The organism is Bacillus cereus group sp. MG4 (genome assembly GCF_040460055.1).
Lineage (GTDB): Bacteria > Bacillota > Bacilli > Bacillales > Bacillaceae_G > Bacillus_A > Bacillus_A wiedmannii.
In genome coordinates, this window is sequence record NZ_JARVGZ010000001.1 from 3,069,454 (window position 1) to 3,094,405 (window position 24,952).

Genomic DNA, 24,952 nt, shown 5'->3' on the forward strand with positions numbered 1-24,952 from the left:
ACATTTTTAGCATCAACCTTCTCTAGCATCCATTTCTTCTTTCGTATAAATAACACGCATTGGATTTCCACCCACGAAAGCGCCGCTTGGTACATCTCTATGAACAAGTGTGCCAGCTGAAATAATCGCGCCATCCCCAATTTCCACACCTGGTAATATAGTTGTATTTGCTCCAATCATCACTTCATTTCCTATGACGATCTCTCCAAGTCGATATTCGCGAATTAAATATTCATGTGCTAAAAGCGTTGTATTATAGCCGATAATCGAATTTTCTCCCACAGTTATCTTTTCTGGGAACATAATGTCCGGCATTACCATAAGCGCAAATGATGTTTTCTCTCCGACTTTCATCCGTAAAAACGTGCGGTACAACCAATTCTTGACGGATAAAAATGGCGTATAACGCGCAATTTTTATAATAATAAAGTTCTTCATCACCTTCCAAAAAGACACTGTTTTATACACATTCCATAATGAATTTTCTCCTGAAACAGGATAGCGCGTTGTCCGTCGCACTTAGCTCGCCCCTCTACTAAAAAGTGAAACTGTAAGTTAGTAGAGAAACAGACCCCTACTAACTTACTTGGACCTTTATGAACGGTTCATATTAGACAAAATCGGTAGTAAATCACTCATTTTATCTAACATAAAGTCCGGCTTGTAAGCCTCTAAATACGCTCTACCTTTCAGCGTCCATGAAACCGCAGCTGTTTTCGTGCCCGCATTTTGTCCGCCGACAACATCATGATGATTATCCCCAACCATCAATGCTTCTTCCGGTTTTGCATCCAATAACTCAAGCGCTTTTTGAAGTGGCTCTGGATGTGGTTTCACATGCTCTACATCATCAATTGTCACGACAACATCAAAAAATTCATCAAGCTTTGACAACTTTAATCCCATCTCAACTGTTTGTCTCGCTTTCGTTGTAACAATACCAACTTTATAGCCTTGCTTCTTCAACTCTTGAACTGTTTCATATACAGTTTCATATTCTTCCACTAATTCATCGTGATGATCATGGTTAAATTGACGATAACATGTAATCATCTCTTCAACCTTGTTTTCATCAATCTTGCTGAAAGTATCATGTAAAGAAGGGCCAATAAATGACAATACATCTTCACGCTTATATTGACTTGGATAATATGTATGTAACGTATGTAAAAAAGAAGAAATAATAAGTTCGTTTGTATTAATTAAAGTTCCATCTAAATCAAATAACACTGTATTTATTTTCATTGCCTTAGCCCCTTCTCTTTCCTGAATATGAAAGAAGCAGCATCTTATAATAAGATGCTACTTTTCTCTAATTTTCCGAATATCTTTTATCAGCTTGCCCCATTTTTCGTCTCACAATAATGAAAATAATAGAAATAACAACAAGTCCAATTGACATTACTTGTGCGATACGAAGTGGTCCTAACATTAAACTATCTGTACGTAAGCCTTCTACGAAGAAGCGCCCTATTGAATACCAAATTAAATATGTGAAGAATAATTCCCCGCGTCGTAAATTCACTTTTCGTAATGCAAGTAATAAAATGACACCTGCAAAATTCCATAATGATTCATATAAAAACGTTGGGTGATAGTAAACACCCTCAATATACATTTGATTAATAATGAAATCCGGTAAATGAAGTCCTTCTAAAAACTGTCTCGTTACTTCATCACCATGCGCCTCTTGGTTCATAAAGTTTCCCCATCGACCAATTGCTTGTCCTAGTAAAATACTTGGCGCAGCAATATCAGCCAACTTCCAGAATGAAACCCCGCGTCGTTTCGCAAAAAGAATCCCTGTAATAACAGCCCCGATTAAACCACCATGAATCGCCAAGCCACCTTGACGAATATTAATAATTTGACTCGGGTTTTGCGCGTAATATTCCCATTCAAAAATAACATAGTACATTCTCGCAAATAGAATAGCGATCGGTACTGCAATTAATACAAGGTCAACAAATGTATCTTTTGGAATACCTAATCTTTCTCCCTCGCGAGTTGCTAGCCAAAGACCTAATAGCACGCCTGTACCGATAATAATCCCGTACCAATATACAGGAAACGGCCCAAGTTGAATCGCTACACGGTCAAGCTGTGGTACAGAACCTAACAGCATATGTATGACCCCCCTCTCCAAAGTTTACTCCTGATTCCCTAACTCAATCGCACTCATTAATCGTTCAGAGAACTGTTGTGCTGCATTGACTCCCATACGTTTTAAACGGAAGTTCATCGCTGCTACTTCAATAATAACAGCCAAGTTTCGACCAGGACGAACTGGAAGTGTAATCTTCGTAAGCTCTGTATCAATAATCTTCATCTTCTCTTCATCAAGACCTAAGCGATCGTAATTTTTCTTTTGATCCCAAATTTCAAGATTAATAACAAGTGTAATACGCTTATAATTTCGCACTGCCCCTGCACCGAATAACGTCATAACGTTAATGATACCTAGACCACGAATTTCTAATAAATGCTCAATTAAATCTGGTGAGCTTCCTACTAATGTGTCTTCATCTTCTTGGCGAATTTCTACACTATCATCCGCAACAAGACGGTGACCACGTTTTACAAGCTCAAGAGCTGTCTCACTTTTACCGACACCACTTTGACCTGTAATTAAAACACCAACACCGTAAATATCTACTAACACACCATGTACAGCTGTTGTTGGTGCTAACTTACCTTCTAAATAATTTGTTAAACGACTTGATAATCTTGTTGTCGTTTGAGCAGAACGTAATAAAGGCATGCCTGATTCACGTGATGCATGCAGTAACTCATCTGGTACATCTTGATTACGAGTTATAATGATACATGGCGTCTCCTCAGTACAAAGCGCTTTCATTCTCTCTTGCTTTTGCTCTGACGTTAATGTGTCAAAGAACGTAAGCTCCGTTTTTCCAAGAAGCTGCACGCGATCAGCTGGATAATATGTAAAAAACCCTGCCATTTCAATTCCAGGTCGTGATAAATCACTTGTATCAATCGGACGATGAATTCCTTCTTCACCACTTATTAACTCCAATTGAAATTGTTCAATTAAATCTTTTGTCCTTACTTTCGGCATATGTATAAACCTCCACTCCGCTGCGGGTTCAGTCTCATTTGATGTAAAATTCCATTCTACCGGATATTGTACCATTTTTTTCTGGAAACAAGAAATACGGTTTCTAATAAATAGAAAAAAACATTTCATATACATCATGAAATGTTTTTCCTTTTGTCATTTTCTCTTTTTTTCATATAGTGGCTCCACAATTGCCTTTTCAATAATCATATTAAAAATAGAAATACAAATTGCCGCAACGATTGCTACACCAAACCCTGATATATTAAATGCATCTCCTAATAATGAATCTGCTATTTTTAACGTAATCGCATTAATAACAATTAAGAAGAACCCGAAAGTTACAAGAGTAATCGGTAGCGTAATTAAAATTAAAAACGGTTTTACGAACACATTTAAAACAGCCAAGATAATACTCGCAATAATTGCAGTCTGTATATTTGCTACGTAAAACGCGTCTGGTGCAATCCCTTTTAAAAGTCCCGATACAGCGATTAACACAACGCTATTTACAAGAAGTGATACAATCCATCTCATTTTCTTACACATCCTTTTGACATATATATTTCATCATACGCTAATAGATAATAAACGCAAGTATCATACAAACACTTATATCAATTTATTCTACTCTTCATGCTTGTATACCTACTAACATTTCCCCCGCAAAATAAGGGCCACACCATCTATGTTCATGAGTTTTCACAAAGGTCCAAGTGAAATCTTTGTCTACAATATAGATATCCCCTTTATACATATCATCTGTTTCACGTAATATATCATCCATAATTAATAAACTCGCATCTTTTATTAGCAATACATCATCACAGTGTTGATAGAAGATATAGCAATCCTTTTTCACTTCATTATGAAACGCGTTCTCTGCTTCTTTCCCCTCTAAACACTTCTTTTTTTCATAACTAAATATGCGCCAAAGATACCCACACGCATACTTATCTCCGTAAAGGAAAATATCTTCTTTTTCTTCATCGCTTAAATGATTCGCAAAATGATCCTCCCAGCGCTTCCGAAAATATACACCCCAACTTTGAAACTCTCTTACCTTCATGTTTTTCTTTCTTAAAACATCTGTAAAGTGAAACTTTAATCAGTGGGGGTTTTGTTCATCTCCCACTGATTATTAGTTGAACCAATCGGGCTTTTACGGGCAGTTGATCTCCCATCTAACTGCTTTGCTTCCGCTGAATTTTGAGGTGGGGATCCTACTGCCCGTTAATGCGGGGTAAACTCCATCTTCTCCCCCTATGAACGAAAAACCGAGTGTCATTTCCACTCGGTTTTTCGTAATACACTTATTGAGATAACTCTACTTCTTTTATTTTCTCTTTCATTCTTGCTTTATCACGAACTAAAATCTCTTTTAAATACTTACCTGTATACGAGCGCTCTTCTTTCACTACTTGCTCTGGCGTTCCGGAAGCAACGATTTGCCCACCTTTATCTCCGCCCTCTGGTCCAAGGTCAACGATATAATCAGCTGTTTTAATTACATCTAAATTATGTTCAATAACAAGTACTGTCTCACCACTCTCAACAAGGCGTTGCAGAACTTCTAGAAGACGCGCGATATCATGGGCATGCAAACCCGTCGTTGGCTCATCTAAAATATATAACGTACGCCCTGTAGAGCGACGGTGTAATTCAGAAGCTAATTTCACGCGCTGTGCTTCTCCTCCAGATAACGTAGTAGCTGGCTGTCCTAATTTCATATAACCAAGCCCTACATCTACAAGCGTTTGAAGTTTATGCTTAATTTTTGGGATATTAGCGAAGAACTCTACTCCATCTTCAATTGTCATCCCTAACACTTCAGAAATGTTCTTATCTTTATACTTCACTTCTAACGTTTCGCGGTTATAACGTTTCCCATGACAAACTTCACATGGAACGTATACGTCTGGTAAGAAGTGCATTTCGATTTTAATAATCCCATCACCACGGCACGCTTCACAACGTCCACCTTTTACATTAAAGCTGAAGCGTCCTTTTTGATATCCACGCACTTTCGCTTCATTCGTTTGTGCAAACACATCACGAATATCATCGAATACACCTGTATACGTCGCTGGATTAGAACGTGGTGTACGCCCGATTGGCGATTGATCGATATCGATTACTTTATCTAAATGCTCAAGACCTTTAATTTCTTTATGAGTACCTGGCTTCGCTTTCGCTTTATATAACTTTTGCGCTAACGATTTATATAATACTTCATTAATCATCGTACTTTTACCTGATCCAGATACACCCGTTATCGCTACAAACGTACCAAGCGGGAATGACATCTTTGCATTCTTTAAGTTATTCTCTTTTGCACCGACAATTTCCACTTTACGTCCGTCACCTTTACGTCTTTCAAGTGGAACCGGAATAAACTCTTTACCGCTTAAATACTTCCCTGTTAGCGAATTCTCATCTTGCATCACTTCAGCTGGTGTACCCGCTGATACAACTTGGCCACCGTGAATACCTGCACCAGGTCCGATATCAAGTAAATAATCAGCAGCCATCATCGTATCTTCATCATGTTCAACGACAATTAACGTATTTCCTAAATCGCGCATTTCTTGCAACGTACGAATAAGACGATCGTTATCGCGCTGATGCAAACCGATTGAAGGCTCATCAAGAATGTAAAGTACGCCAGTAAGACGAGAACCGATTTGTGTCGCTAAACGAATACGCTGCGCCTCACCACCTGATAAAGTTCCTGCAGCACGACTTAACGTTAAATAATCTAAACCGACGTTCACTAAGAATCCAACGCGCTCCTGGATTTCTCTTAAAATTAAATGAGCAATTGTTCGTTGTTTCTCCGTTAGCTCCACATTCGAGAAGAATTCCTGTACTTCTTGAACAGAATACTTCGTTACATCAGCAATCGTTTTATCACCAACGAAAACAGCTAAACTCTCAGGCTTTAAGCGTCCACCTTTACACTTCGGACAAGCTTGCTCTGCCATATACTTTTCCATTTGCTCACGGACATAATCAGAACTCGTTTCACGATAACGACGTTCGATATTTGGAATAACACCTTCAAATAAAATCTCATTTTCCTTTACTTGACCAAACTCATTTACATAGCGGAAATAAACTTTCTCTTCACCGCTTCCGTATAACACTTTATCAAATAAATCTTTCGGTATATCTTTCACAGGTATATCCATATCAATGCCGTAATGATTACATACAGATTGTAAAAGCTGTGGGTAATATTGTGAGCTTGTCGGCTCCCAAGGCGCAATCGCATGTTCATTTAATGATAAATCCCAATTCGGAATGACAAGTTCTAAATCCACCTCTAACTTTGAACCAAGTCCATCACAAGAAGGACACGCCCCGAATGGACTATTGAATGAGAACATGCGCGGCTCTAATTCTCCGATTGAAAAGCCACAATGCGGACAAGCATGATGTTCACTAAATAGAAGTTCCTCTTCTCCCATTACATCAATTAACACTCGGCCCCCGCCAAGCTTTAATGCACTTTCAAGTGAATCCGCAAGACGGCCTGCAATCCCTTCTTTTACAACAATACGGTCAATTACAACTTCAATAGAATGCTTCTTATTTTTATCTAACGCAATATCTTCAGATACATCAAGCATTTCACCATCAACACGTACACGAACATATCCTTGCTTCTTAATGTCTTCAAGCACTTTCACATGTGCACCTTTACGCCCAGAAACGATAGGAGCTAACACTTGTAATTTCGTACGTTCAGGATATTCAAGTACACGGTCTACCATCTGCTCTACTGTTTGTGATGTAATTTCAATACCATGATTCGGACAAATTGGCGTACCAATTCGCGCAAATAATAAACGTAAATAATCATAAATCTCCGTGACCGTTCCAACTGTTGAACGTGGATTACGACTTGTCGTTTTTTGATCGATTGAAATCGCTGGAGATAAACCTTCAATCGTATCTACATCCGGCTTATCCATTTGTCCTAAAAACTGACGCGCATACGCAGATAACGATTCTACGTATCTGCGCTGCCCTTCTGCATAAATCGTATCAAACGCTAATGATGATTTCCCTGAACCAGACAATCCCGTCACAACAACAAGCTGATTTCTCGGAATGGTTACATCAATATTTTTCAAATTATGTGCTCTAGCACCTTTTACAACAATAAAATCCTTGCTTATGCTCACTCTGTTCACCCTTCCGCTTTTAATTCTAATAGTAAATCTCTTAATTCAGCTGCACGCTCGAAATCTAACGCTTTTGCTGCTTCTTTCATCTCTGCTTCCATCTTCGCAATTGTCTTTTCACGCTCTTTTTTCGTCATCTTCTTGGCTGGTACTGCTTCATATGTTTCCGGCTCTTCAGCAGCTGTCGTTGCACGGATAACATCACGCACGCCTTTTTGAATCGTCTTCGGCGTAATACCATGCTCTTTATTGTAAGCTTCTTGTATAGTACGACGACGTTGTGTTTCTTCAATCGCAATTCCCATCGATCTCGTTATACGATCTGCATACATAATAACGCGGCCGTTTTCATTACGTGCTGCACGACCGATTGTTTGAATTAATGAACGCTCTGAACGCAAGAATCCTTCCTTATCAGCATCTAAAATAGCTACAAGTGATACTTCTGGAATATCTAATCCTTCTCGTAATAAGTTAATACCGACAAGTACGTCAAACTTACCAAGGCGAAGGTCACGGATAATTTCAATACGTTCTAACGTTTTAATTTCAGAGTGGAGATAGTTCACTTTAATTCCTACATCTTTTAAGTAGTCTGTTAAATCCTCTGACATTTTCTTCGTTAAAGTCGTAATTAATACACGTTCATTTTTTGCAATGCGATCTTGAATTTCTCCTAATAAATCATCAATTTGCCCTTCAATTGGTCGTATATCAATTGGTGGATCTAAAAGCCCTGTTGGACGAATAATTTGTTCTATTACCTCCGGTGCCTGCTCTAACTCGTACGGTCCTGGCGTTGCCGAAACGTAAATAACTTGATTCGTTTTCCCTTCAAACTCATCAAACGTAAGCGGTCTATTATCTAAAGCTGATGGCAAACGGAACCCATGATCCACAAGTACTTGCTTACGTGCTTGGTCCCCGTTATACATCGCTCTTACTTGTGGTACTGATACGTGTGACTCATCCATAACAATTAAGAAATCTTTCGGGAAATAGTCTATTAACGTATATGGCGTTGCCCCCGCCGGACGAAGTGTTAAATGACGGGAATAATTTTCAATCCCTGAACAAAAGCCCATCTCACGCATCATTTCTAAATCATAACGTGTACGTTGCTCTATACGCTGCGCTTCTAACAACTTGCCATTATCATTTAATTCCTTTAAACGCTCTTCTAATTCTTTTTCGATATTTTCAATAGCGACCTTCATTTTTTCCTCACGTGTAACGAAGTGAGATGCTGGGAAGATTGCTACATGATCACGTTCTGCTAATACTTCACCTGTTAATGCATTTACTTCGCGAATACGATCAATTTCATCGCCGAAAAACTCAATTCGAATACAATGCTCGTCAAGTGATGCTGGGAAGATTTCAACTACATCTCCGCGCACACGGAATGTACCACGCTTGAAATCAATATCATTACGTCCATACTGCACATCAACAAGTTCACGAAGCAATTGATTGCGGTCCTTTTCCATACCAACTCGAAGTGAAACAACTAACTCGCGGTATTCTTCTGGAGAACCTAAACCATATATACACGAAACACTCGCAACAATAATTACATCATCCCGTTCAAATAGTGCAGATGTTGCTGAGTGACGCAATTTATCAATTTCATCATTAATCTGCGCATCTTTTTCAATAAACGTATCTGTTTGCGGCACATAAGCTTCTGGCTGATAATAATCGTAATAACTAACAAAATATTCAACTGCATTATTCGGAAAAAAGTCTTTCAACTCACTATATAACTGCCCTGCTAACGTTTTATTATGAGCCATAACAAGTGTTGGCTTCTGCACTTCTTTAATGACATTTGAAATTGTAAATGTCTTACCCGTTCCTGTTGCTCCAAGCAACACTTGCTTTTTCTTCCCACTATTAATTCCCTCTACAAGCTTCTCTATAGCTACCGGCTGATCACCTTGCGGGGAATACGCTGAGATAATTTCAAATTGATGTTCCAAACAAAACCGACCTCCTCGTAAAAAATCTGTATTCCCATTTTACCACGAATGCTCATAAAAAAACCAAGAAAACGAACAGATATTCGGTAAAACTTTCGACAATATATACATAGAAAAAGGAAGGAGCCAAAACTTCCTTCCTCTACTAACTCTATTTTTTAGGTACATATAATAAATCATATCCATTGCGCCCATTTTCATTCACACAGTCTATTAACCTATAAGCCGTTTGTAATTCACGCTGCTCTTTAACAATCCTTTTACAGCTATCTTCATCTATATCTGTATGATTACCAGCAAATCGATCTTGCTTATTATCTAATATACGAATTATATCTGTCCCACTATACTCTAACGTTTGAAAAACTGGATCATCTTCATGTGTATAATGTACAATTCTTATTTTATCAACTTCCCCTTGTTCCACATTCAAAACGAACTTTTCAAATTTATCTAGATTAGAAATTTCTGTTCCCTTTACAACAACATCATTCTTCTTATCAATTGTAATGTTAGGTTGTGAGCATGCTACTAAACTAAAGAGAAATAAGCATATAAAACCTGTTTTTCCTATTGTTACCCTCTCCTATACAAACTATTGGTATACTAGAAAAAGCTACTTTCCTCTACGAAAGTAGCTTCTCTTTTCCTTTCTCCTTCTTCGGGAAAAGAACATATGAAAACGAAATAACTGTATCCACTAAAAGTATAATCGCCCAAACTTGACTAACGCGATTAGCTGTTTTATTTAAAATAATCCCCGTTTCTAACCAATTACGCCATTGTTCAAACGGGACAAAACCGTACAGAAAGAAAAAGAAAATATGCACAACAACGAATAAAACAAGATGCAATATCCAATTTTTTATTTCCTGCTTCGCATAGGCCATACCTGTTAATTCTATATGTTCTTCAATAATAGGCGCTGGTTCATTCCGCCATTTCGCAACTAGATTTTGCGCAAATATATCAAGCTTCTTCAAATCCTTTTTCCCGTAGAAAACTGCATACAATAAAATAATTACAGTAATGATTTGAAAATTAGAGAACTTCCCTGTTTGATAATAGTCCACTACCCCTAAAGTTAAAATAAACACTTCATTTACGAGGAGTACAATCCCCATAATAAAACTTGCCTTTTTCAAACGGAATCCGTAACGAAGTAAAAAGAAACCGATAGCCGATAACCAAAATACAATTTCTGCCCCAATTAAAAAGTACCAACGATATTCTGCAAGTATACTCATTTATCCCTCTCCTTTTCATCATATATACGAAAAGCTTCATCCATATATAATAAAAGTTCTTCTTCAATTGGATACATGCTCATTTTCTGTGAATCTTCCTTCGATTTTCTAACTTCCCATAACTTATCTAAAAACGCTTCATCACCATTGGCCATTTCTAAACACTTCTGCATTAATCTCTTCGTTGCCCCTTGTACCTCATCACTCGCGACTTCTTTGCCGTCTTTCATAAAAGTACGTAATTGCTTTAATAAATCTACCCATTCTAAAACATTCGGATCTTCTTCACTCATATTTGGCAAGTTATGAAGCAACTTTTGTTCTTCCTTTGAAAATAATTCATTTTGAAATATTTCACGTATACGAGAAGACTGTTTCGAAAGCTGAATGAGTTCAAACATAACTTTCCAATCAAGTTCTCCCTCCACATCTACCGAATAAACAACTGCTTGTAAAACACGCTCCATTTGATTAAATTTCTTTTGTTCTTCCTGTACAAATCGAAGTTGTTTTTCAAGCGAATTTTTTAAATCCAGCTCACCTTTTACTAACATATTCGCAGCTTCTTTTAATGAAAATCCCATTTCCTTTAAAAATAAAATTTGTTGCAGACGAATGACGTCAGCCTCACTATATAAACGATGCCCACCTTCTGTTTTCCCGCTCGGTTTTAATAAATCTATTTGATCATAATAACGTAATGTACGTACTGTTACCCCTGTTTCCTTCGTCAATTGTTGTATTGAAATCACTACCATCACCTCTTCCCCTTCATTATAAAAGATGACGTTACGTAACTTTCAAGACTTTTGTAAAAAAAATACAAAAAGCTGTTTATACCCTTTGTATAAACAGCTTTTACGGAAATAATCCTTTTTGTACAGCACGCCCGCAAAATAAAATAAGTGCTCCAACAACAACACTCGTTGCTGTTTTATGATAATGGGCTGATAGTAATAAATAATACGATAAACCTACAGTACCAATCATAATACAAATACTTGGCACTGGATTACGAGAGAAGTTCTGCATTCCCCAAAACAAAGAAAAAATAGCCGTAGCGACACATAATACTGGTAATCCCATCCCAGTTCCCCTTTTTCTATCTATTCCTTGTTGCTAACACACTCGTCGATGCCATACTTATTAATAAACCAAAAATAGCAGTATATAATAACTCATTTACATGTACTGCTTGCCTATCTAAATACTTATTTACACAAAGATACATAGTGAGCAAAAAAACGAAGCCTGTAATACAAATCGTAAAATACGACTTCATCTTATTCACAACTCGCTCATCAATGGACGGTACTCCCTCTTCTTTCAAACGCTTTTGTTCTTTATATTCCGCAATTCCATATAAAATGACTAGTGCTACATTCGATATGAAGATCGTTCCCCACGAAATACTTAAAATCATTAAACTCACATTTAAAACAAGCCCCGCTAAAAATAAACTTCCTATGAACCGTATAACTTCTTGCTTACTCATACACGATCAGCCTCTTCACTATTTCTATATCTCCATTTTGGCCAATAGTTCACAAAGAAATAAACAAACTGCCCTAGTACAAATAAAACAAACGGCATACCAGCATTTCCATCAACAATTAAATTGTACAAACTCCATACCGCTAAACTAATCGTAAAAAATAACCCTACATATTTAAACGCTTTATCTGACTGGAATCTCTCAAACTCATCCTGCATTTTTTCATTCCTCCTATCACTATGCTCGTTTTCCTACCATAACCCCTATGATGAGACTACCCGCAAATAAGGAACTACATATCAGAAATATTTCTTGCACTGGTATAACAGCTCTACCTATCGCTTTACTCGCAACAATATAAACAATAAGCAATAGAAACGCGAATACAAATGAGACATTTACATACTTTTTTATGTTTTCATTTACTCGCTCATCTATATCTGGAAGTTCTTCTTTTTTGTACTTACGCTTTTTGTAATACGAATACACTATCAAAAAGACAATTGCTAAAACGTTACTCAATACGAGCGGTAAAATTGGTATAGCTGGATTCATAATATGAACTACAATGTCTCCCAAAAACAATCCAAAAGTCGCACCGATAAATAACTTTTTAGTATCTTCCATTTTTTCTTCCCTTACTCTAGCGTAAATATTTCCTCCACCTTCACCCCAAAATATTTGGCGATTTTTAGGGATAACTCTAGACTCGGGTTATAATGATGGTTTTCAATCGCCACAATCGTCTGCCGCGTCACCTGCATCGCCTTTGCCATTTCAACTTGCGTTATATGATGTTGCTTTCTTAACTCTTTTATTTTATTTTTCACACCCATAGGCTCCACCTTCGAAAGTAAAGATATCTTTACTTTAATTATAAATATTTTCCAGTTATAAGTAAAGATATCTTTACAAATTTTAGAAAAACGTTTCACTGATCACCTTCTCTAACAAAGTACAAGAGTAATTCAATTTATATCAGCTATTTTTTTAATATATCGACACCCGTAGCACTATAAACATAAAAAAAGCTGTCCCAAAATATCTTTTGGAACAGCTTCTTCGTCCTACTACATAAACCCTAACGCATATACAAGAACGTATCCAAGAATAGAAAGGCAAACCGAGCCAATCAACCCCGCCACGAATGCTTTGCTTCCTAACTTACGGAACGTTTTAAACTCTACATTTAAACCAAGCCCCGCCATCGCCATTGCTATAAGCATGTAAGCAATGACAACAATATATCCAGCGACAACTTCTGGGATAATCCCGAGCGAATGCACTGCACTCATCGCTAAAAATCCGAAGATGAACCACGGAATTGGAAGGTCGCGCCACGATCTTTTTTCCTCGCTATCTTCACTCTTACCAAACCATAATCCAATTAAAATCGCCACTGGCACAAGCATTGCAACGCGCGTTAATTTCACGATAACTGCGATGTCTACAGCCGTACTGCCTCCTGGCGCCGCAGCTGCGATGACATGAGCGATTTCGTGCAGCGTCGCACCTGAGAATACACCGTAACCGTACGGTGAGAAGCCAAGCACTGGGTATAATAGCGTATAAATAAGTGTAAATATTGTACCTAAAATTGCAATAATCGCTGCCCCAACTGCCGTTTCTTCATCCTTCGCTTTCACTTGCGGTGCAATTGCTACGACCGCAGCCGCGCCGCAAATTGCTGTTCCACACGCTGTTAAAATTCCGAGTTTCTTTTCTACCTTAAATACTTTCGTTAACCCATATACAACGAAAATCGTAAATGTAATAACAACCGCAGCGATGATTAATACTTTCGGCCCTGCCTTCGCAATATCAACAAGATTTAACCGCATTCCAAGTAAGATAATCCCAAAGCGCAGCAACTTCTTACTCGCAAAGTTCGTTCCAGCTATCGCTTCTTGTGGCACTCCAATGACTGCGCGCCAAATCATCCCAATTAGAATAGCAATTACTAATTGTCCCATAATATTTAAAAATGGAAGCTCTGCTAAATATTTCGCGGCAATTGCGATTAATAACGTAATCCCAATACCTTGCGAAAACCCAAAGCCCTTCTTCTTTTGTATGACAAGTGTTTGTTCCACTTTGTACCACTCCAATAATCGTATTGGAACATGCATGTTCTATCTACTTATATTATAAGAGAGTTTCTATAATAAGTTTAATACCAATATTGAATCTCTATCATTAGAAATACTTATGATAAGATGATAGAAAAAGAAAGGAGCCCATTACATGAACGTAGACATTTTAAAAATATTTGTTACTGTCGTTGAACAGAAGCACTTCTCCCGTGCAGCAGAATTATTAAACCTTTCACAGCCTGGCGTAAGTATGCACATACGCAACTTAGAAAACGAATTTGGCACTACTCTTATTCAGCGCTCCCCAAAGCATGTCCAAGTGACGGAGGCTGGAAACATATTATATATACATGCAAAGCAAATGCTCTCTCTTTACGAAGAAGCCAAACAAGAAATTAACGAACTACATAACGTTGTAACAGGAACTCTTCGCATCGGTGCTAGTTTTACAATTGGCGAATACTTACTTCCAAAAATACTGGCTAACTACGCGAATGAAAATCCACACGTCGAAGTTCATACCTTTATCTCAAATACAGAAGACGTTTTACAAAGCCTTCGCTCTAATCAAATCGATATCGGCTTAGTGGAAGGGCAAGTCGTATACGCCGACGTTGACGTTGAAACGTTTATGCAAGATGAAATGAAGCTCGTCGTCCCGCCAAATCATCCACTGCTCCGCACAAATGAAATAAATGAAAGCACACTCCAAGATCAAGTATGGGTATTAAGAGAAAGTGGTTCTGGAACACGCGCTTATAGTGACCGCTTTATTCATCAACACCATTTAAAATTGAAGCGCTTCTTTACATTCAGTAGTATCCAAAGCGTGAAAGAAGCAGTTAGTGCCGGGCTTGGCATTGCTATACTTTCTGATTGGACTGTACGGAAAGAGCTACTGGCAAAAGAACTCTTCCACGTCGAAGTTCCAAATGAACAACTTATCCGTCCATTCTCCATCGTGCGCGGCAAATATTTCATCCCCTCTAAAGCTATTCAAGTGTTTTTAAATCATGTAGACTCTTTTGCGAAAAAACAGCATTGACCTTCACATTAGTGTGAAGGTTTACAATACATGTAAAAGGAGTGAAACACATTGCGAATTGGAGAGTTATCAAAAGAAACCGGGGTTAGCGAAAGATCACTAAGACATTATGAAGAAAAGGGATTACTCCCTTCTAAGCGCCTCGCAAATGGCTACCGTAACTTTGATGAAAGTGCCATCGAAAAAGTGGAGCTTATTCAAATGTACTTACAAATTGGCTTAAATTTAGAAGAGACGGCAAGGATGCTGCGCTGCCTCGAAATAGAGCCGCACCTGTACGAAAATCCTTGCAGCAGTATCCTTACACTTTATGAAGATAAACTTAATGAAGTAACGAAGCAAATCTCATTACTTTCTAGCATTCAAACGAATTTGCAAAAACACGTTTCACTCCTAAAGCAAACAAAAGAAAAGGGATGATTACATGTTTGTTATACATGGCAGTTCAAGACAAAACGGAAATACAGAAGCTTTAACACATATGGTGATTGATGGAATTGAAACAGAACAAATTTACTTGCGTGATCATATCGTCCACTCAATCATAGATCAGCGCCATGATGCAGAAGGATTCCAACCTGTAAATGATGACTGCGAGCAGTTAATCGAGCGTATGTTAGAGCACGACACAATTATCTTTGCTACACCGCTATACTGGTATGGAATGAACGGTCATATGAAAAACTTCGTCGATCGCTGGTCACAAAGCTTACGCGATACATCCCTTCATTTCAAAGAAAAAATGAAAGGTAAAAAAATGTACGTTGTCATCGTTGGCGGAGACAATCCAAAGCTGAAAGCATTACCGCTTATCTCCCAGTTTCAATATATCTTTGATTTTGTTGGTTCATCATTTGAAGGTTATGTTATTGGAGATGCGAATGGATTGGATGAAATCAAAAACGATGCTGAGGCGCTAGCAAAAGCACAATTGTATAATAATAACTTCAAAAATAGTAAATAGAAATAAGTTTGACAAAAACGATGACATCACATCTCTCGAACAAGAATACGAAACAGTATTAGTTCAAATCTGGAAATGTAAAGAAGCACTCTAATGTCTTCCCTATATATCGACGGGACCTTCCGCATTTCCCAAGAAATATTGAAACTTCGACATAGCATACAAAAAGCCGTGCATCAGCACGGCCTTTTACTTTATATACGAACAGCAGTCCCGCTCACCGCAACCATTAGCATCCCTTCGCGAACTACTTCGTAATCCACGTCGATACCAACAATTGCATTTGCATTTTTTTGTCTTGCGAAAGTTTTCATCTCTTCCATTGCGATGTCGCGTGCTTCTTTTAATTTACTTTCATAAGCACCTGCACGACCACCGACAACGTCACGGACAGAGGCGAAAAGGTCACGAACGATATTCGCGCCCATAATCGCTTCTCCATTCACGATATCGATATACTCAATAATTTCTTTTCCTTGAATTGTAGACGTTGTTGTTACAATCATACTTTATAGCCTCCCATATGAGATTTCCACCTACTTATGGTGCACTAATTCAGTACAAATTATATTTACGAACTAAACTGAGCTTCGTATAACCTACTGTATCCTCCGCCTTGCTCAATTAACTCATCATGTGAACCTTGTTCCGCAATACCATCTTTATTTACAACGACGATGCGATCTGCATTTTTAATCGTTGCAAGTCTATGAGCGATAACTAATGTTGTACGGCCGACAGATAGTTCAGCAAGTGATTTTTGAATTGCTAGTTCTGTCTCTGTATCTAGTGCAGAAGTCGCTTCATCTAATATTAAAATTGGCGGGTTTTTCAAGAACATACGAGCAATTGCTAGACGCTGCTTCTGTCCACCAGAAAGTTTCACACCACGCTCACCGATAACGGTATCTAAACCGTCTGGTTGTGAGTAAATTAAATCTTCTAACTGCGCACGTTTTACTGCCTGCCAAATGTCAGCTTCTGACGCCTTTAAGTTTCCGTAAGCAATATTTTCACGAATCGTTCCTGAGAATAAGAACACATCTTGCTGCACAATTCCGATTTGCTTACGAAGTGAAGATAACGTCATATCTTTCGTATCAATACCATCAATTTGGATTGAACCAGACGATTGTTCATAAAAACGTGGGAGTAAACTACATAACGTTGTTTTCCCTGCTCCTGATGGTCCAACGAACGCAACTGTTTCACCTGCATGTATTTTTAAACTAATATCATTTAAAATCGGTTCTTTATTTTCATATCCGAATGTAATATTGCTATATTGAATATCACCATGTACATGCTTCACTTCCATCGCATCTTTAGAATCTACAATATCTGGCTCTGTTTCAAGAAGCTCTACATATCTCTTAAAACCAGCAATCCCCTTCGGATAGCTTTCGATTACCGCATTAATTTTTTCAATTGGGCGGAAGAAAATATTTGTTAATAGAACAAATCCGATAAATCCACCGTACGTTAATTCACCTTGCAGAACAAACCATGTACCGCATATTAAGACGAAAAGCGTTACGAGACGCATGAGCATATAACTAATCGATGAATTTAACGCCATAATTTTATACGCCATTAATTTCGTTGTACGGAAACGAGCATTATTTACAGCAAATTGCTCTTTCTCAAACTTTTCATTTCCGAATGCTTGTACAACGCGGATACCACCAACGTTGTTCTCAATACATGCATTAAAATCAGCAACGTCTGAGAATAAACGTCTAAACGTACCTGTCATTTTTTTGTTGAAATAAAGTGCCAACCATAGTAAGAATGGAATGACGAAGAACGTTAATAGCGCTAACTTCCAGTTGATCATCATCATAAATGAGAATGCTCCAACTAAGGTCATAACAGCGATAAATAAATCTTCTGGTCCGTGGTGAGCAATTTCACCAATTTCCATTAAATCATTTGTAAGACGTGAAATTAAATGACCTGTTTTATTATTGTCAAAAAATCTGAATGATAGCTTTTGAATGTGATCAAATAACTTCTGCCTCATATCCGTTTCAATGTTAACACCAAGCATATGTCCCCAATATGTAACGACATATTGTAAGCCTGCATTTAATATATACACTGCAAGTAAACCGAAACAAGCCCATAAAATAAGCGTCCAGTTTTGCCCTGGCAATAACTTATCAATAAATTGATTTACGATAAGCGGGAAGCCAAGTTCTAGTAATCCTGCGACGACTGCACAAGAAAAGTCGAGTATAAATAAACCTTTATACGGTTTATAGTAAGAAAAAAATTTACGTAACATATCTTCCCTCCATTTTCCAAAATTAAAAAGACTCCCTAAATGATAACCATTATCAAATAATTATTCAAGTTATCCGTCTATGAAACTGAAAATAAGATTGTAACTACTCAGCCACCTTTTGGTGTCTTTTTTTATTTTACTTGTTTCATATGCCTCCCATTTGTAAATACTGAGTATATCAAACAGGGAGGTGAATAGGATGATCCATCGAAAAATCATTTTAGATGCATATAAAAAAGGACCTGAAGCTGTTATTTCTTTATTTGAAGAAACATTTTCTAAGTTAGAAAAACGTATACAAGAACTAGAAAATGCTTCAAAAAAAAACTCCAAAAATAGTCATAATCCACCTTCTACAGATGGTTTGGGTAAGCCCGTTACAAAAAGTTTGCGCAAACCGTCTCATCGTCAAACCGGTGGCCAGTTGGGCCACAAAGGACATACGCTTTATTTGACAACGACTCCGGACCATACGATTACCTATTCTCCTACACATTGTACTTGTTGTAACACTTCCTTACACCAAGAACCTGTAAAAGGATACCGCATTCGCCAAGTGTATGATTTACCACCTATCCAGATAGAAGTGACAGAACATAAAGTGTCACAAAAAGAATGCCCACATTGCCATTCTATCCAAGAATCACAATTTCCTTCTACTGTCTCTCGTCCTGTTCAATATGGTCCAAATATAAAAAGACTGATTCCCTATTTAACGCATTATCAGTGTCTTTCTTTGAAACGAACGAAAGAATTCTTTCAAGATTATTTTGGGCATTCGATTAGTGAAGGAACGTTAGTCAATCATACAAACAGTTTTTCGGCTCAATTGCAGCCCTTTCTTCAAGAAGTAAAAGACAAGATCCTTCAGTCTTCTGTTGTCCATTTTGATGAAACCGGTATGCGAGTAAAAAATAAAACACAATGGTTACATACCGCTAGTACACCGGAGGTGACCTTGCAACATATTCATCAAAAACGCGGAAAAGAAGCAATGGATGCAGGCGGAATTTTACCGTCTTTTTCTGGAATTGCGATGCATGATGGTTGGAAATCGTATGATGCGTATACAGATTGTCGACATGTATTATGCAATGCCCATCTCTTACGAGATTTGCAAGGAATTATAGATAGTACGGGGCAAAAATGGGCTCAACAGATGCAGAAATTTCTCACGCAAGCTTTAACGCTGAAAAAACAATACAAAGGAAGTCTGCCAAAAGCAAAGCAACAGAATCTGTTTACTGTCTATCAAGCCATATTGAAAGAACAACCAGTCTTTTCTGCAAAATTAAAAAAGAAAGGAAAGCAGACGCCTGCTCAAAATTTATGGAATCGCTTCGTCAAATATGCTGATAGAATTCTAGCATTCTTGGAACATCCAGACATTCCATTTGACAATAATCAAGCGGAACGGGATATTCGAATGACGAAAGTCAAACAGAAAGTGTCTGGGACTTTTCGAAGTAAGAAAGGCGCAGAATCCTTTTGTCAGATACGAAGCTTTATAACTACCATGAAAAAACAAAAACAATCTGTCTTACGAGCAATAGGCCAGGTTATAGAAACCGGAACGGTTCCTTTGAATCGCACAACTTCATAAGAGAAATTCTCTATTTGATCTAGATTCTTTCTCTTATTGGAGTATTTTCTTTTCATGTTTTCGAATCGGAAACATGTATTTGGCCTGTTTTTTTATTTGAAGAAGCTGAGTAGTTACATAAGATTTACGCTAGTTGTTGTTTTTTGCAGAAAAGTCGATATAAATTTCATTTGCTACTGCCATCACCACTCACACACAAAAAAAGGGTGTCACCTATAGGTGACACCCTCACTTCTATTACATCGCTTCCGAATCCCACTCATGCTCCTGCTGAACAAACACAATTCCTAATTCGTGATGTCCTCCGGCGTATAATGCCGTTTGAGCAAGACGAAGCTCTCCATTTGTATCTAATACTTCTAACTTACAAAATGCTCCTGTCGTCTTCGTTTGAAGCGCATCATAAAACTCCTCAGCGCTTCCTGGAATGACTCCATTTACTTTCGTAATTACTTCTCCAGGCAGTAAATTCAGCTCTGCCCCAATTGTATTCGGGATTGTATCTAATACAACAAGCCCATCATTACGTGCAGCGAAGTACGCCGGTCTTGTCTCATCAGCAATTTTTTCTTGCATGGAAATTGTGAAACGCCCAAGCATTGCGACTCCCATTGCGATAATGGCAAGTACGTGCCACCAATAACTTGCAATTCCTAAAACAAGTACAATTCCTGCTAATCCGTAGACACGTCTTCCTGTAAATAATAAAGCTTCCGTTGGCTCATAACTTCTAATCTTTCTCATAAATCCAATTAAAAATGGAACGAGGAATAGAGAATAAGTATCTGAACCGATTGAAACGACAGGCCACCATGAAATAAACTGCGTTACTGCATCACCTGGTACAAGAATAAAAATAGGCACAACCCATAAACGCTTTGATTCGTGTAAACCAATCTTTAGCCCACGCTTACCCTTCCTAATCTTCGGCGTAGAATATCCTACTGCATTTTTAGAAATCAACAAGCCCTCTACAACAAGCATGACGCCTAGTAAAATAGCAAGAGATACAATCGTACTCTCTTCACCTTCCCCAAGCTGTAAGAAGGAAACTGGTAGCTTAGAAGATAATAGAACGCATACAATTGCGATACTAAATGTATAAGCTGCTGATAAATATCGATACATAGCAGTTAATCCAAATAATAACGTCCAAAGTAAGATGACCCATAAGCTCGCTTTGGAAACAACAAGCCCAAGTCCAATTGTAATAATAGATACGATTAATCCGTATCCAACTCCCGCAAATAGAGATGTTCGCAGTTCAAACCAAACATCATAAACTTTAAAGGAAAAATCCTTTCGTTCTCGTAACATACGTAAGTATCCAACGAAGATACTACTTATTAAAAATACATAGACAGCAGGGTGTAAGAAAAAACGTCCAACTGCCCGCATTATTTCAAAAATCCATGCCTCCACGAACCCATTCACCACCATTTATATCATTCTTTCTTTTTATATTATCATAACTGGACAAACGTTTGTTTAACACAAAAAAATACAGGCAGCAAACTGCCTGTATTTCTTTTTATTTCGCCATTAATTTTAATGCTGACTGTAATTGTAAATCATTTTCTCCAGAACGGATTTTTTCAATAATTTTAGTTTGAATCGCCTCAGCTGTCTTTTTATCCAACTGTCCTGTCGCTTCCATCTTATTCGCATTTTGGAATGCTTTCAGCGCTGATTCTGTCTCTTTACTAAAGTATCCATCTTCACGCCCCGGTACATATCCTAAACTCTTAAGCATTTCTTGCGCATGTTTTACTTGCACATCATTTGAATTGTATGAAAGTGTTTTTTCAATTTGAATTGGTGTCGCATGATAATAATCCGGTTGCTTCACTTCTACTGTTGGCGCGATTCCTTTTTTATGAATCCAGTTCCCATCCGGTGTTAACCATTTAAACATCGTTAATTTAATGTTGCTGCCATCTTTAAATGGAACGGCTTGCTGAACAGTACCTTTACCAAACGTTTTTTCACCAATTAAATCGTATCCTTCTCCCTCTTTTAGCGCACCCGCTAAAATCTCTGAAGCAGAAGCACTTCCGTTATCAATTAATACTGAAATTGGATATGGCTTTTTCTCTTTCAGTTCCGTAGAGAATTTCTTTTTCTCACCATTTCGTTGCTCTACTTGTAGCATCGGCTTTTTATCCGTCATAATTTCCCCTAGTATCTCTTCTACACTATTTAAGTAGCCACCAGGATTACCACGCACATCAATAACTAAGCCTTTGATATTTTTCTTCTCTAACTCTTTTAACTGATCCTTAAATTCTTTCGCCGTATTTTCAGCAAAAGAAGTGATTTGCATATAACCGATATCTTTTCCACTATCTTGTTTCACAGAACTAAACACTGTGAAGATTGGAATTTTTTCACGCTTAATTTTAAATACAATCGGATCAGCTACTCCTGCACGCTTAATTTCAATCGCGACAGTCGTTCCTTTTTTACCACGAATCTTTAATACTGCTTCTTCACGTGATAAATCTTTCACACTATTTCCATCTACAGATAAAATTTGGTCATTCGGTTTAATTCCAATCTTTTCTGCCGGTGAACCTTTAATTGGAGATACGATAATAAGCTTACCGTCGGTTTTGTTCACCTCAGCCCCGATCCCCTCTAGCTCAGGATCAAGTGATTCACTAAACTGTTTAGCCGTTTCTTTATCCATATACGTGGAATAAGGGTCCTTCAGCGTAGACAACATGCCTTGTATTGCACCTTCGACTAACTTGTCATCCTTCACGTCTTCCACATAACGTGAATCAATTAGTGCATACGCCTCATTAATTTTTGCCAAATTCCCTTGCACGGTGCTAGCGTTTCCACTCGAAATTGTTTGCGTTACTTCTGATGGGTTAACCCCAAATAAAGACATACCTGCAAACATTCCGCCAGCACCAATTAAAAATGCAACAACCATTCCAATAATTGCAACTCTACGTTTCAATGCGGAATTCCCCTTTCCAAAACACACAGGTGGTGTAGCAAAAGGCATCACACAGTGTGTGATGCCTTTACCTATTTCTACTATATGATAAGCTTGTACGAATTATGTTTGCAACTTTTTATACTTTTAAGAAGCGACGAATTGACATTACACTTCCCCACATACCGATTAAAGCCCCGATTAACACTAGTAAACCAGCTAATTGGAATACGAAAGGACTGTATGGTAGAAGTTCGAAAATTGTTCCGCCAAGTTTTTCGTTAAACACACTTTGCAGTGAATTATACGTAACTAGAATTAAGCCAATTGGAATAATTGATCCTAATACTCCTAGGAATAATCCCTCTAATAAGAACGGCCAACGAATAAACCAGTTTGTCGCACCTACCAGTTTCATAATTTCGATTTCTGTACTACGAGCATAAATTGTAATTTTAATTGTATTAGAGATTAAGAACATTGCTGTGAATAAAAGACCTGCAATTAACGCAATCCCGATATTACGTCCTGTTTTTACAGTATCAAATAATTTTTCAACTTGGCCTTTACCATATTGAACATTACTTACAAACTGCATTTTCTCAATCTTTTTCGCGATTGTCGCTGTATCTGTTGGTTCTTTTGCTTTTACAATAAATACGTTTTTAAGTGGGTTATCTTGTTCAAATAACTCAAACGTTTTTCCGCTATCACCTAAGCTTTTAATTAAGCGTTTTAGCTCTTCTTCTTTAGAAGAATATTTAATAGATTCTACTTTCGCAATCTTACTCATATCATCTTCTAATTTCTTTTGATCAGCTTCTTTTGCTGCTGGATCAATGTGTACACGAATTTCTACATCTTGCTCTACTTTCGTCGCAAAATGGTTCATATTCATAATCGCTGTTAAAAAGACACCTACAAGTAATAATGTAACTGTTACTGCACTAACAGAAGCAAATGTCATCCATCCATTACGTGATAGATTCTTTACACCTTCTCGCAAATGTCGACTAAGGGTCTTAGCCTTCATATCCGTATCCTCCCTCAATCTCATCTCGAACAATTTTTCCGCCTTCAATCGCGATTACACGATGGCGGATTGTATTTACGATATCTGAGTTATGCGTCGCCATAACAATCGTTGTACCACGCTCGTTAATACGCGTAAAAATCTTCATAATATCAAGAGCTGTTTCAATATCTAAGTTACCTGTTGGCTCATCGGCAATTACAACCTTTGGTCTATTAACAATTGCTCTCGCAATCGCAACACGTTGCTGCTCCCCGCCTGAAAGTTCGCCTGGAAGTGCGTCTGCACGATCTTCAAGACCTACAAGACCTAACACTTCTGTTACACGCTCACGAATTGCATCTGGCTCTTCTTCAATTACTTCTAAGGCAAACGCAACATTCTCATATACCGTTAATTTAGGTAGTAATTTAAAGTCTTGGAAAATTACGCCTAATTGACGACGGAAATATGGAACGTCTCTTTCTGCTAACGACTCGATAGTAAGACCATTTACATTAATTGATCCTGTAGATGGCTTCTCTTCACGATACATCATTTTAATAAATGTAGATTTCCCGGCTCCACTCGGTCCAACTACGTATACAAACTCACCTTGTTTAATGTTAACTGTAAGACCAGCAATGGCTTTCATACCATTCGGGTACTCCTTATAAACATTCGTCATTTTTATCATTATTTATCACCCAATACTTAATGATTTTTTTCGAAATACTTTTCTGTACATCTGAAAATAAAAACTTTATTCTCACTTAACCACTCTTGTTGAAGGTAGCTTCCATTCATGCTTTTTATTAGCAGCGCTACTCTATGTAATATATTTCAGCAAAATTCTACAAACCCCATTGTAACATCAAACGGTTTCCAGTTCGGATACATTTTTGTTACAGTTATGTTACACTCCAGAAAAAGAAACGAGTTGTCATAGTTCTTACCCAAAATCATTTTGGGATAAGATTATATAACCAACTCGTCCAGTTCACCCTT

27 protein-coding genes and 1 pseudogene are annotated in these 24,952 nt (G+C 37.8%); 5 read left to right on the forward strand and 23 right to left on the reverse strand.

The window, feature by feature from the left end:
* Positions 1 to 12: 12 nt before the first annotated feature.
* From QCI41_RS16315 to QCI41_RS16395, 17 genes are all read right to left on the reverse strand, one after another.
* On the reverse strand, positions 13 to 519 hold the full coding sequence (locus QCI41_RS16315) for an acyltransferase (protein WP_353837100.1): 507 nt from the start codon (positions 517 to 519) through the stop codon (positions 13 to 15).
* A gap of 75 nt (positions 520 to 594) precedes the next feature.
* The gene (gene ppaX / locus QCI41_RS16320) at positions 595 to 1,245 is read right to left on the reverse strand and encodes a pyrophosphatase PpaX (RefSeq protein ID WP_353837099.1); all 651 of its coding nucleotides are present in this window, start codon (positions 1,243 to 1,245) and stop codon (positions 595 to 597) included.
* 67 nt (positions 1,246 to 1,312) lie between these two features.
* A complete protein-coding gene (gene lgt, locus QCI41_RS16325) occupies positions 1,313 to 2,125 on the reverse strand; it encodes a prolipoprotein diacylglyceryl transferase (RefSeq protein ID WP_000924234.1) in 813 nt (270 codons plus the stop codon).
* Between the two features lie 24 nt (positions 2,126 to 2,149).
* Entirely contained in the window at positions 2,150 to 3,079 is a 930-nt protein-coding gene (gene hprK, locus QCI41_RS16330) for an HPr(Ser) kinase/phosphatase (RefSeq protein ID WP_001127245.1), read from the reverse strand.
* Between the two features lie 156 nt (positions 3,080 to 3,235).
* Positions 3,236 to 3,616, reverse strand: a complete 381-nt coding sequence (locus QCI41_RS16335) for a phage holin family protein (RefSeq protein WP_001267307.1) — start codon at positions 3,614 to 3,616, stop codon at positions 3,236 to 3,238.
* 97 nt (positions 3,617 to 3,713) lie between these two features.
* Positions 3,714 to 4,148, reverse strand: coding sequence for a DUF4275 family protein (locus QCI41_RS16340; protein ID WP_353837098.1), 435 nt, complete (start codon positions 4,146 to 4,148; stop codon positions 3,714 to 3,716).
* 244 nt (positions 4,149 to 4,392) lie between these two features.
* Entirely contained in the window at positions 4,393 to 7,263 is a 2,871-nt protein-coding gene (gene uvrA / locus QCI41_RS16345) for an excinuclease ABC subunit UvrA (protein ID WP_353838823.1), read from the reverse strand.
* 11 nt (positions 7,264 to 7,274) lie between these two features.
* A complete protein-coding gene (gene uvrB, locus QCI41_RS16350; protein ID WP_000400988.1) occupies positions 7,275 to 9,251 on the reverse strand; it encodes an excinuclease ABC subunit B in 1,977 nt (658 codons plus the stop codon).
* Positions 9,252 to 9,402: 151 nt separating this feature from the next.
* Entirely contained in the window at positions 9,403 to 9,825 is a 423-nt protein-coding gene (locus QCI41_RS16355; RefSeq protein WP_353838822.1) for a DUF4362 domain-containing protein, read from the reverse strand.
* Between the two features lie 52 nt (positions 9,826 to 9,877).
* Positions 9,878 to 10,498, reverse strand: coding sequence for a hypothetical protein (locus QCI41_RS16360; RefSeq protein WP_353837097.1), 621 nt, complete (start codon positions 10,496 to 10,498; stop codon positions 9,878 to 9,880).
* A complete protein-coding gene (locus QCI41_RS16365) occupies positions 10,495 to 11,256 on the reverse strand; it encodes a MerR family transcriptional regulator (RefSeq protein WP_353837096.1) in 762 nt (253 codons plus the stop codon). The genes QCI41_RS16360 and QCI41_RS16365 overlap by 4 nt, the downstream gene beginning before the upstream one ends.
* A gap of 100 nt (positions 11,257 to 11,356) precedes the next feature.
* Positions 11,357 to 11,584, reverse strand: a complete 228-nt coding sequence (locus tag QCI41_RS16370) for a hypothetical protein (protein ID WP_353837095.1) — start codon at positions 11,582 to 11,584, stop codon at positions 11,357 to 11,359.
* A gap of 16 nt (positions 11,585 to 11,600) precedes the next feature.
* Positions 11,601 to 11,993 carry an ATPase gene (locus QCI41_RS16375; RefSeq protein ID WP_353837094.1) on the reverse strand — a complete coding sequence of 131 codons (393 nt, stop codon included), beginning with the start codon at positions 11,991 to 11,993 and terminating at the stop codon, positions 11,601 to 11,603.
* Positions 11,990 to 12,211 (reverse strand): hypothetical protein, encoded by a 222-nt coding sequence (locus QCI41_RS16380; RefSeq protein ID WP_353837093.1) that lies wholly within the window; start codon positions 12,209 to 12,211, stop codon positions 11,990 to 11,992. The genes QCI41_RS16375 and QCI41_RS16380 overlap by 4 nt, the downstream gene beginning before the upstream one ends.
* A gap of 19 nt (positions 12,212 to 12,230) precedes the next feature.
* Complete coding sequence (locus QCI41_RS16385; protein WP_353837092.1) at positions 12,231 to 12,620, reverse strand: hypothetical protein; 390 nt, start codon at positions 12,618 to 12,620, stop codon at positions 12,231 to 12,233.
* 11 nt (positions 12,621 to 12,631) lie between these two features.
* Positions 12,632 to 12,829 carry a helix-turn-helix transcriptional regulator gene (locus QCI41_RS16390; RefSeq protein WP_000538359.1) on the reverse strand — a complete coding sequence of 66 codons (198 nt, stop codon included), beginning with the start codon at positions 12,827 to 12,829 and terminating at the stop codon, positions 12,632 to 12,634.
* 234 nt (positions 12,830 to 13,063) lie between these two features.
* On the reverse strand, positions 13,064 to 14,086 hold the full coding sequence (locus QCI41_RS16395) for a YeiH family protein (RefSeq protein ID WP_353837091.1): 1,023 nt from the start codon (positions 14,084 to 14,086) through the stop codon (positions 13,064 to 13,066).
* A 151-nt stretch (positions 14,087 to 14,237) separates the two neighbouring features.
* Between QCI41_RS16395 and QCI41_RS16400 the strand changes: the two genes are divergently transcribed.
* The 4 genes and pseudogenes from QCI41_RS16400 to QCI41_RS30700 all read left to right on the forward strand — a co-directional run.
* Positions 14,238 to 15,131: a LysR family transcriptional regulator gene (locus QCI41_RS16400; RefSeq protein ID WP_088080853.1), complete on the forward strand. Its 894-nt coding sequence runs from the start codon at positions 14,238 to 14,240 to the stop codon at positions 15,129 to 15,131.
* Between the two features lie 51 nt (positions 15,132 to 15,182).
* On the forward strand, positions 15,183 to 15,551 hold the full coding sequence (locus QCI41_RS16405; RefSeq protein ID WP_001219217.1) for a MerR family transcriptional regulator: 369 nt from the start codon (positions 15,183 to 15,185) through the stop codon (positions 15,549 to 15,551).
* A gap of 4 nt (positions 15,552 to 15,555) precedes the next feature.
* Positions 15,556 to 16,095 carry a flavodoxin family protein gene (locus QCI41_RS16410; RefSeq protein ID WP_353837090.1) on the forward strand — a complete coding sequence of 180 codons (540 nt, stop codon included), beginning with the start codon at positions 15,556 to 15,558 and terminating at the stop codon, positions 16,093 to 16,095.
* A gap of 16 nt (positions 16,096 to 16,111) precedes the next feature.
* A pseudogene (locus QCI41_RS30700) lies at positions 16,112 to 16,189 on the forward strand (macrolide transporter); the annotation flags it as partial.
* A gap of 100 nt (positions 16,190 to 16,289) precedes the next feature.
* On the opposite strand, the gene QCI41_RS16415 reads toward QCI41_RS30700, so the two are convergent.
* Both QCI41_RS16415 and QCI41_RS16420 read right to left on the reverse strand, forming a co-directional pair.
* Positions 16,290 to 16,601: a heavy metal-binding domain-containing protein gene (locus QCI41_RS16415; protein ID WP_000637523.1), complete on the reverse strand. Its 312-nt coding sequence runs from the start codon at positions 16,599 to 16,601 to the stop codon at positions 16,290 to 16,292.
* A gap of 65 nt (positions 16,602 to 16,666) precedes the next feature.
* Positions 16,667 to 18,382, reverse strand: a complete 1,716-nt coding sequence (locus tag QCI41_RS16420; protein WP_353837089.1) for an ABC transporter ATP-binding protein — start codon at positions 18,380 to 18,382, stop codon at positions 16,667 to 16,669.
* Positions 18,383 to 18,581: 199 nt separating this feature from the next.
* Between QCI41_RS16420 and tnpC the strand changes: the two genes are divergently transcribed.
* Positions 18,582 to 19,985, forward strand: a complete 1,404-nt coding sequence (gene tnpC, locus QCI41_RS16425) for an IS66 family transposase (RefSeq protein WP_353836579.1) — start codon at positions 18,582 to 18,584, stop codon at positions 19,983 to 19,985.
* 237 nt (positions 19,986 to 20,222) lie between these two features.
* Here the strand turns inward: tnpC and QCI41_RS16430 are convergent, their stop codons facing one another.
* The 4 genes from QCI41_RS16430 to ftsE form a co-directional block, all read right to left on the reverse strand.
* Entirely contained in the window at positions 20,223 to 21,425 is a 1,203-nt protein-coding gene (locus tag QCI41_RS16430; protein WP_060488043.1) for a PDZ domain-containing protein, read from the reverse strand.
* Positions 21,426 to 21,516: 91 nt separating this feature from the next.
* Positions 21,517 to 22,953 (reverse strand): S41 family peptidase, encoded by a 1,437-nt coding sequence (locus QCI41_RS16435; protein ID WP_483299047.1) that lies wholly within the window; start codon positions 22,951 to 22,953, stop codon positions 21,517 to 21,519.
* A gap of 118 nt (positions 22,954 to 23,071) precedes the next feature.
* Positions 23,072 to 23,965 carry a permease-like cell division protein FtsX gene (gene ftsX / locus QCI41_RS16440; protein WP_000645020.1) on the reverse strand — a complete coding sequence of 298 codons (894 nt, stop codon included), beginning with the start codon at positions 23,963 to 23,965 and terminating at the stop codon, positions 23,072 to 23,074.
* Positions 23,955 to 24,641, reverse strand: a complete 687-nt coding sequence (gene ftsE, locus QCI41_RS16445) for a cell division ATP-binding protein FtsE (protein ID WP_353837088.1) — start codon at positions 24,639 to 24,641, stop codon at positions 23,955 to 23,957. Before ftsE ends, ftsX begins: the two co-directional genes overlap by 11 nt.
* Positions 24,642 to 24,952: the final 311 nt, after the last annotated feature.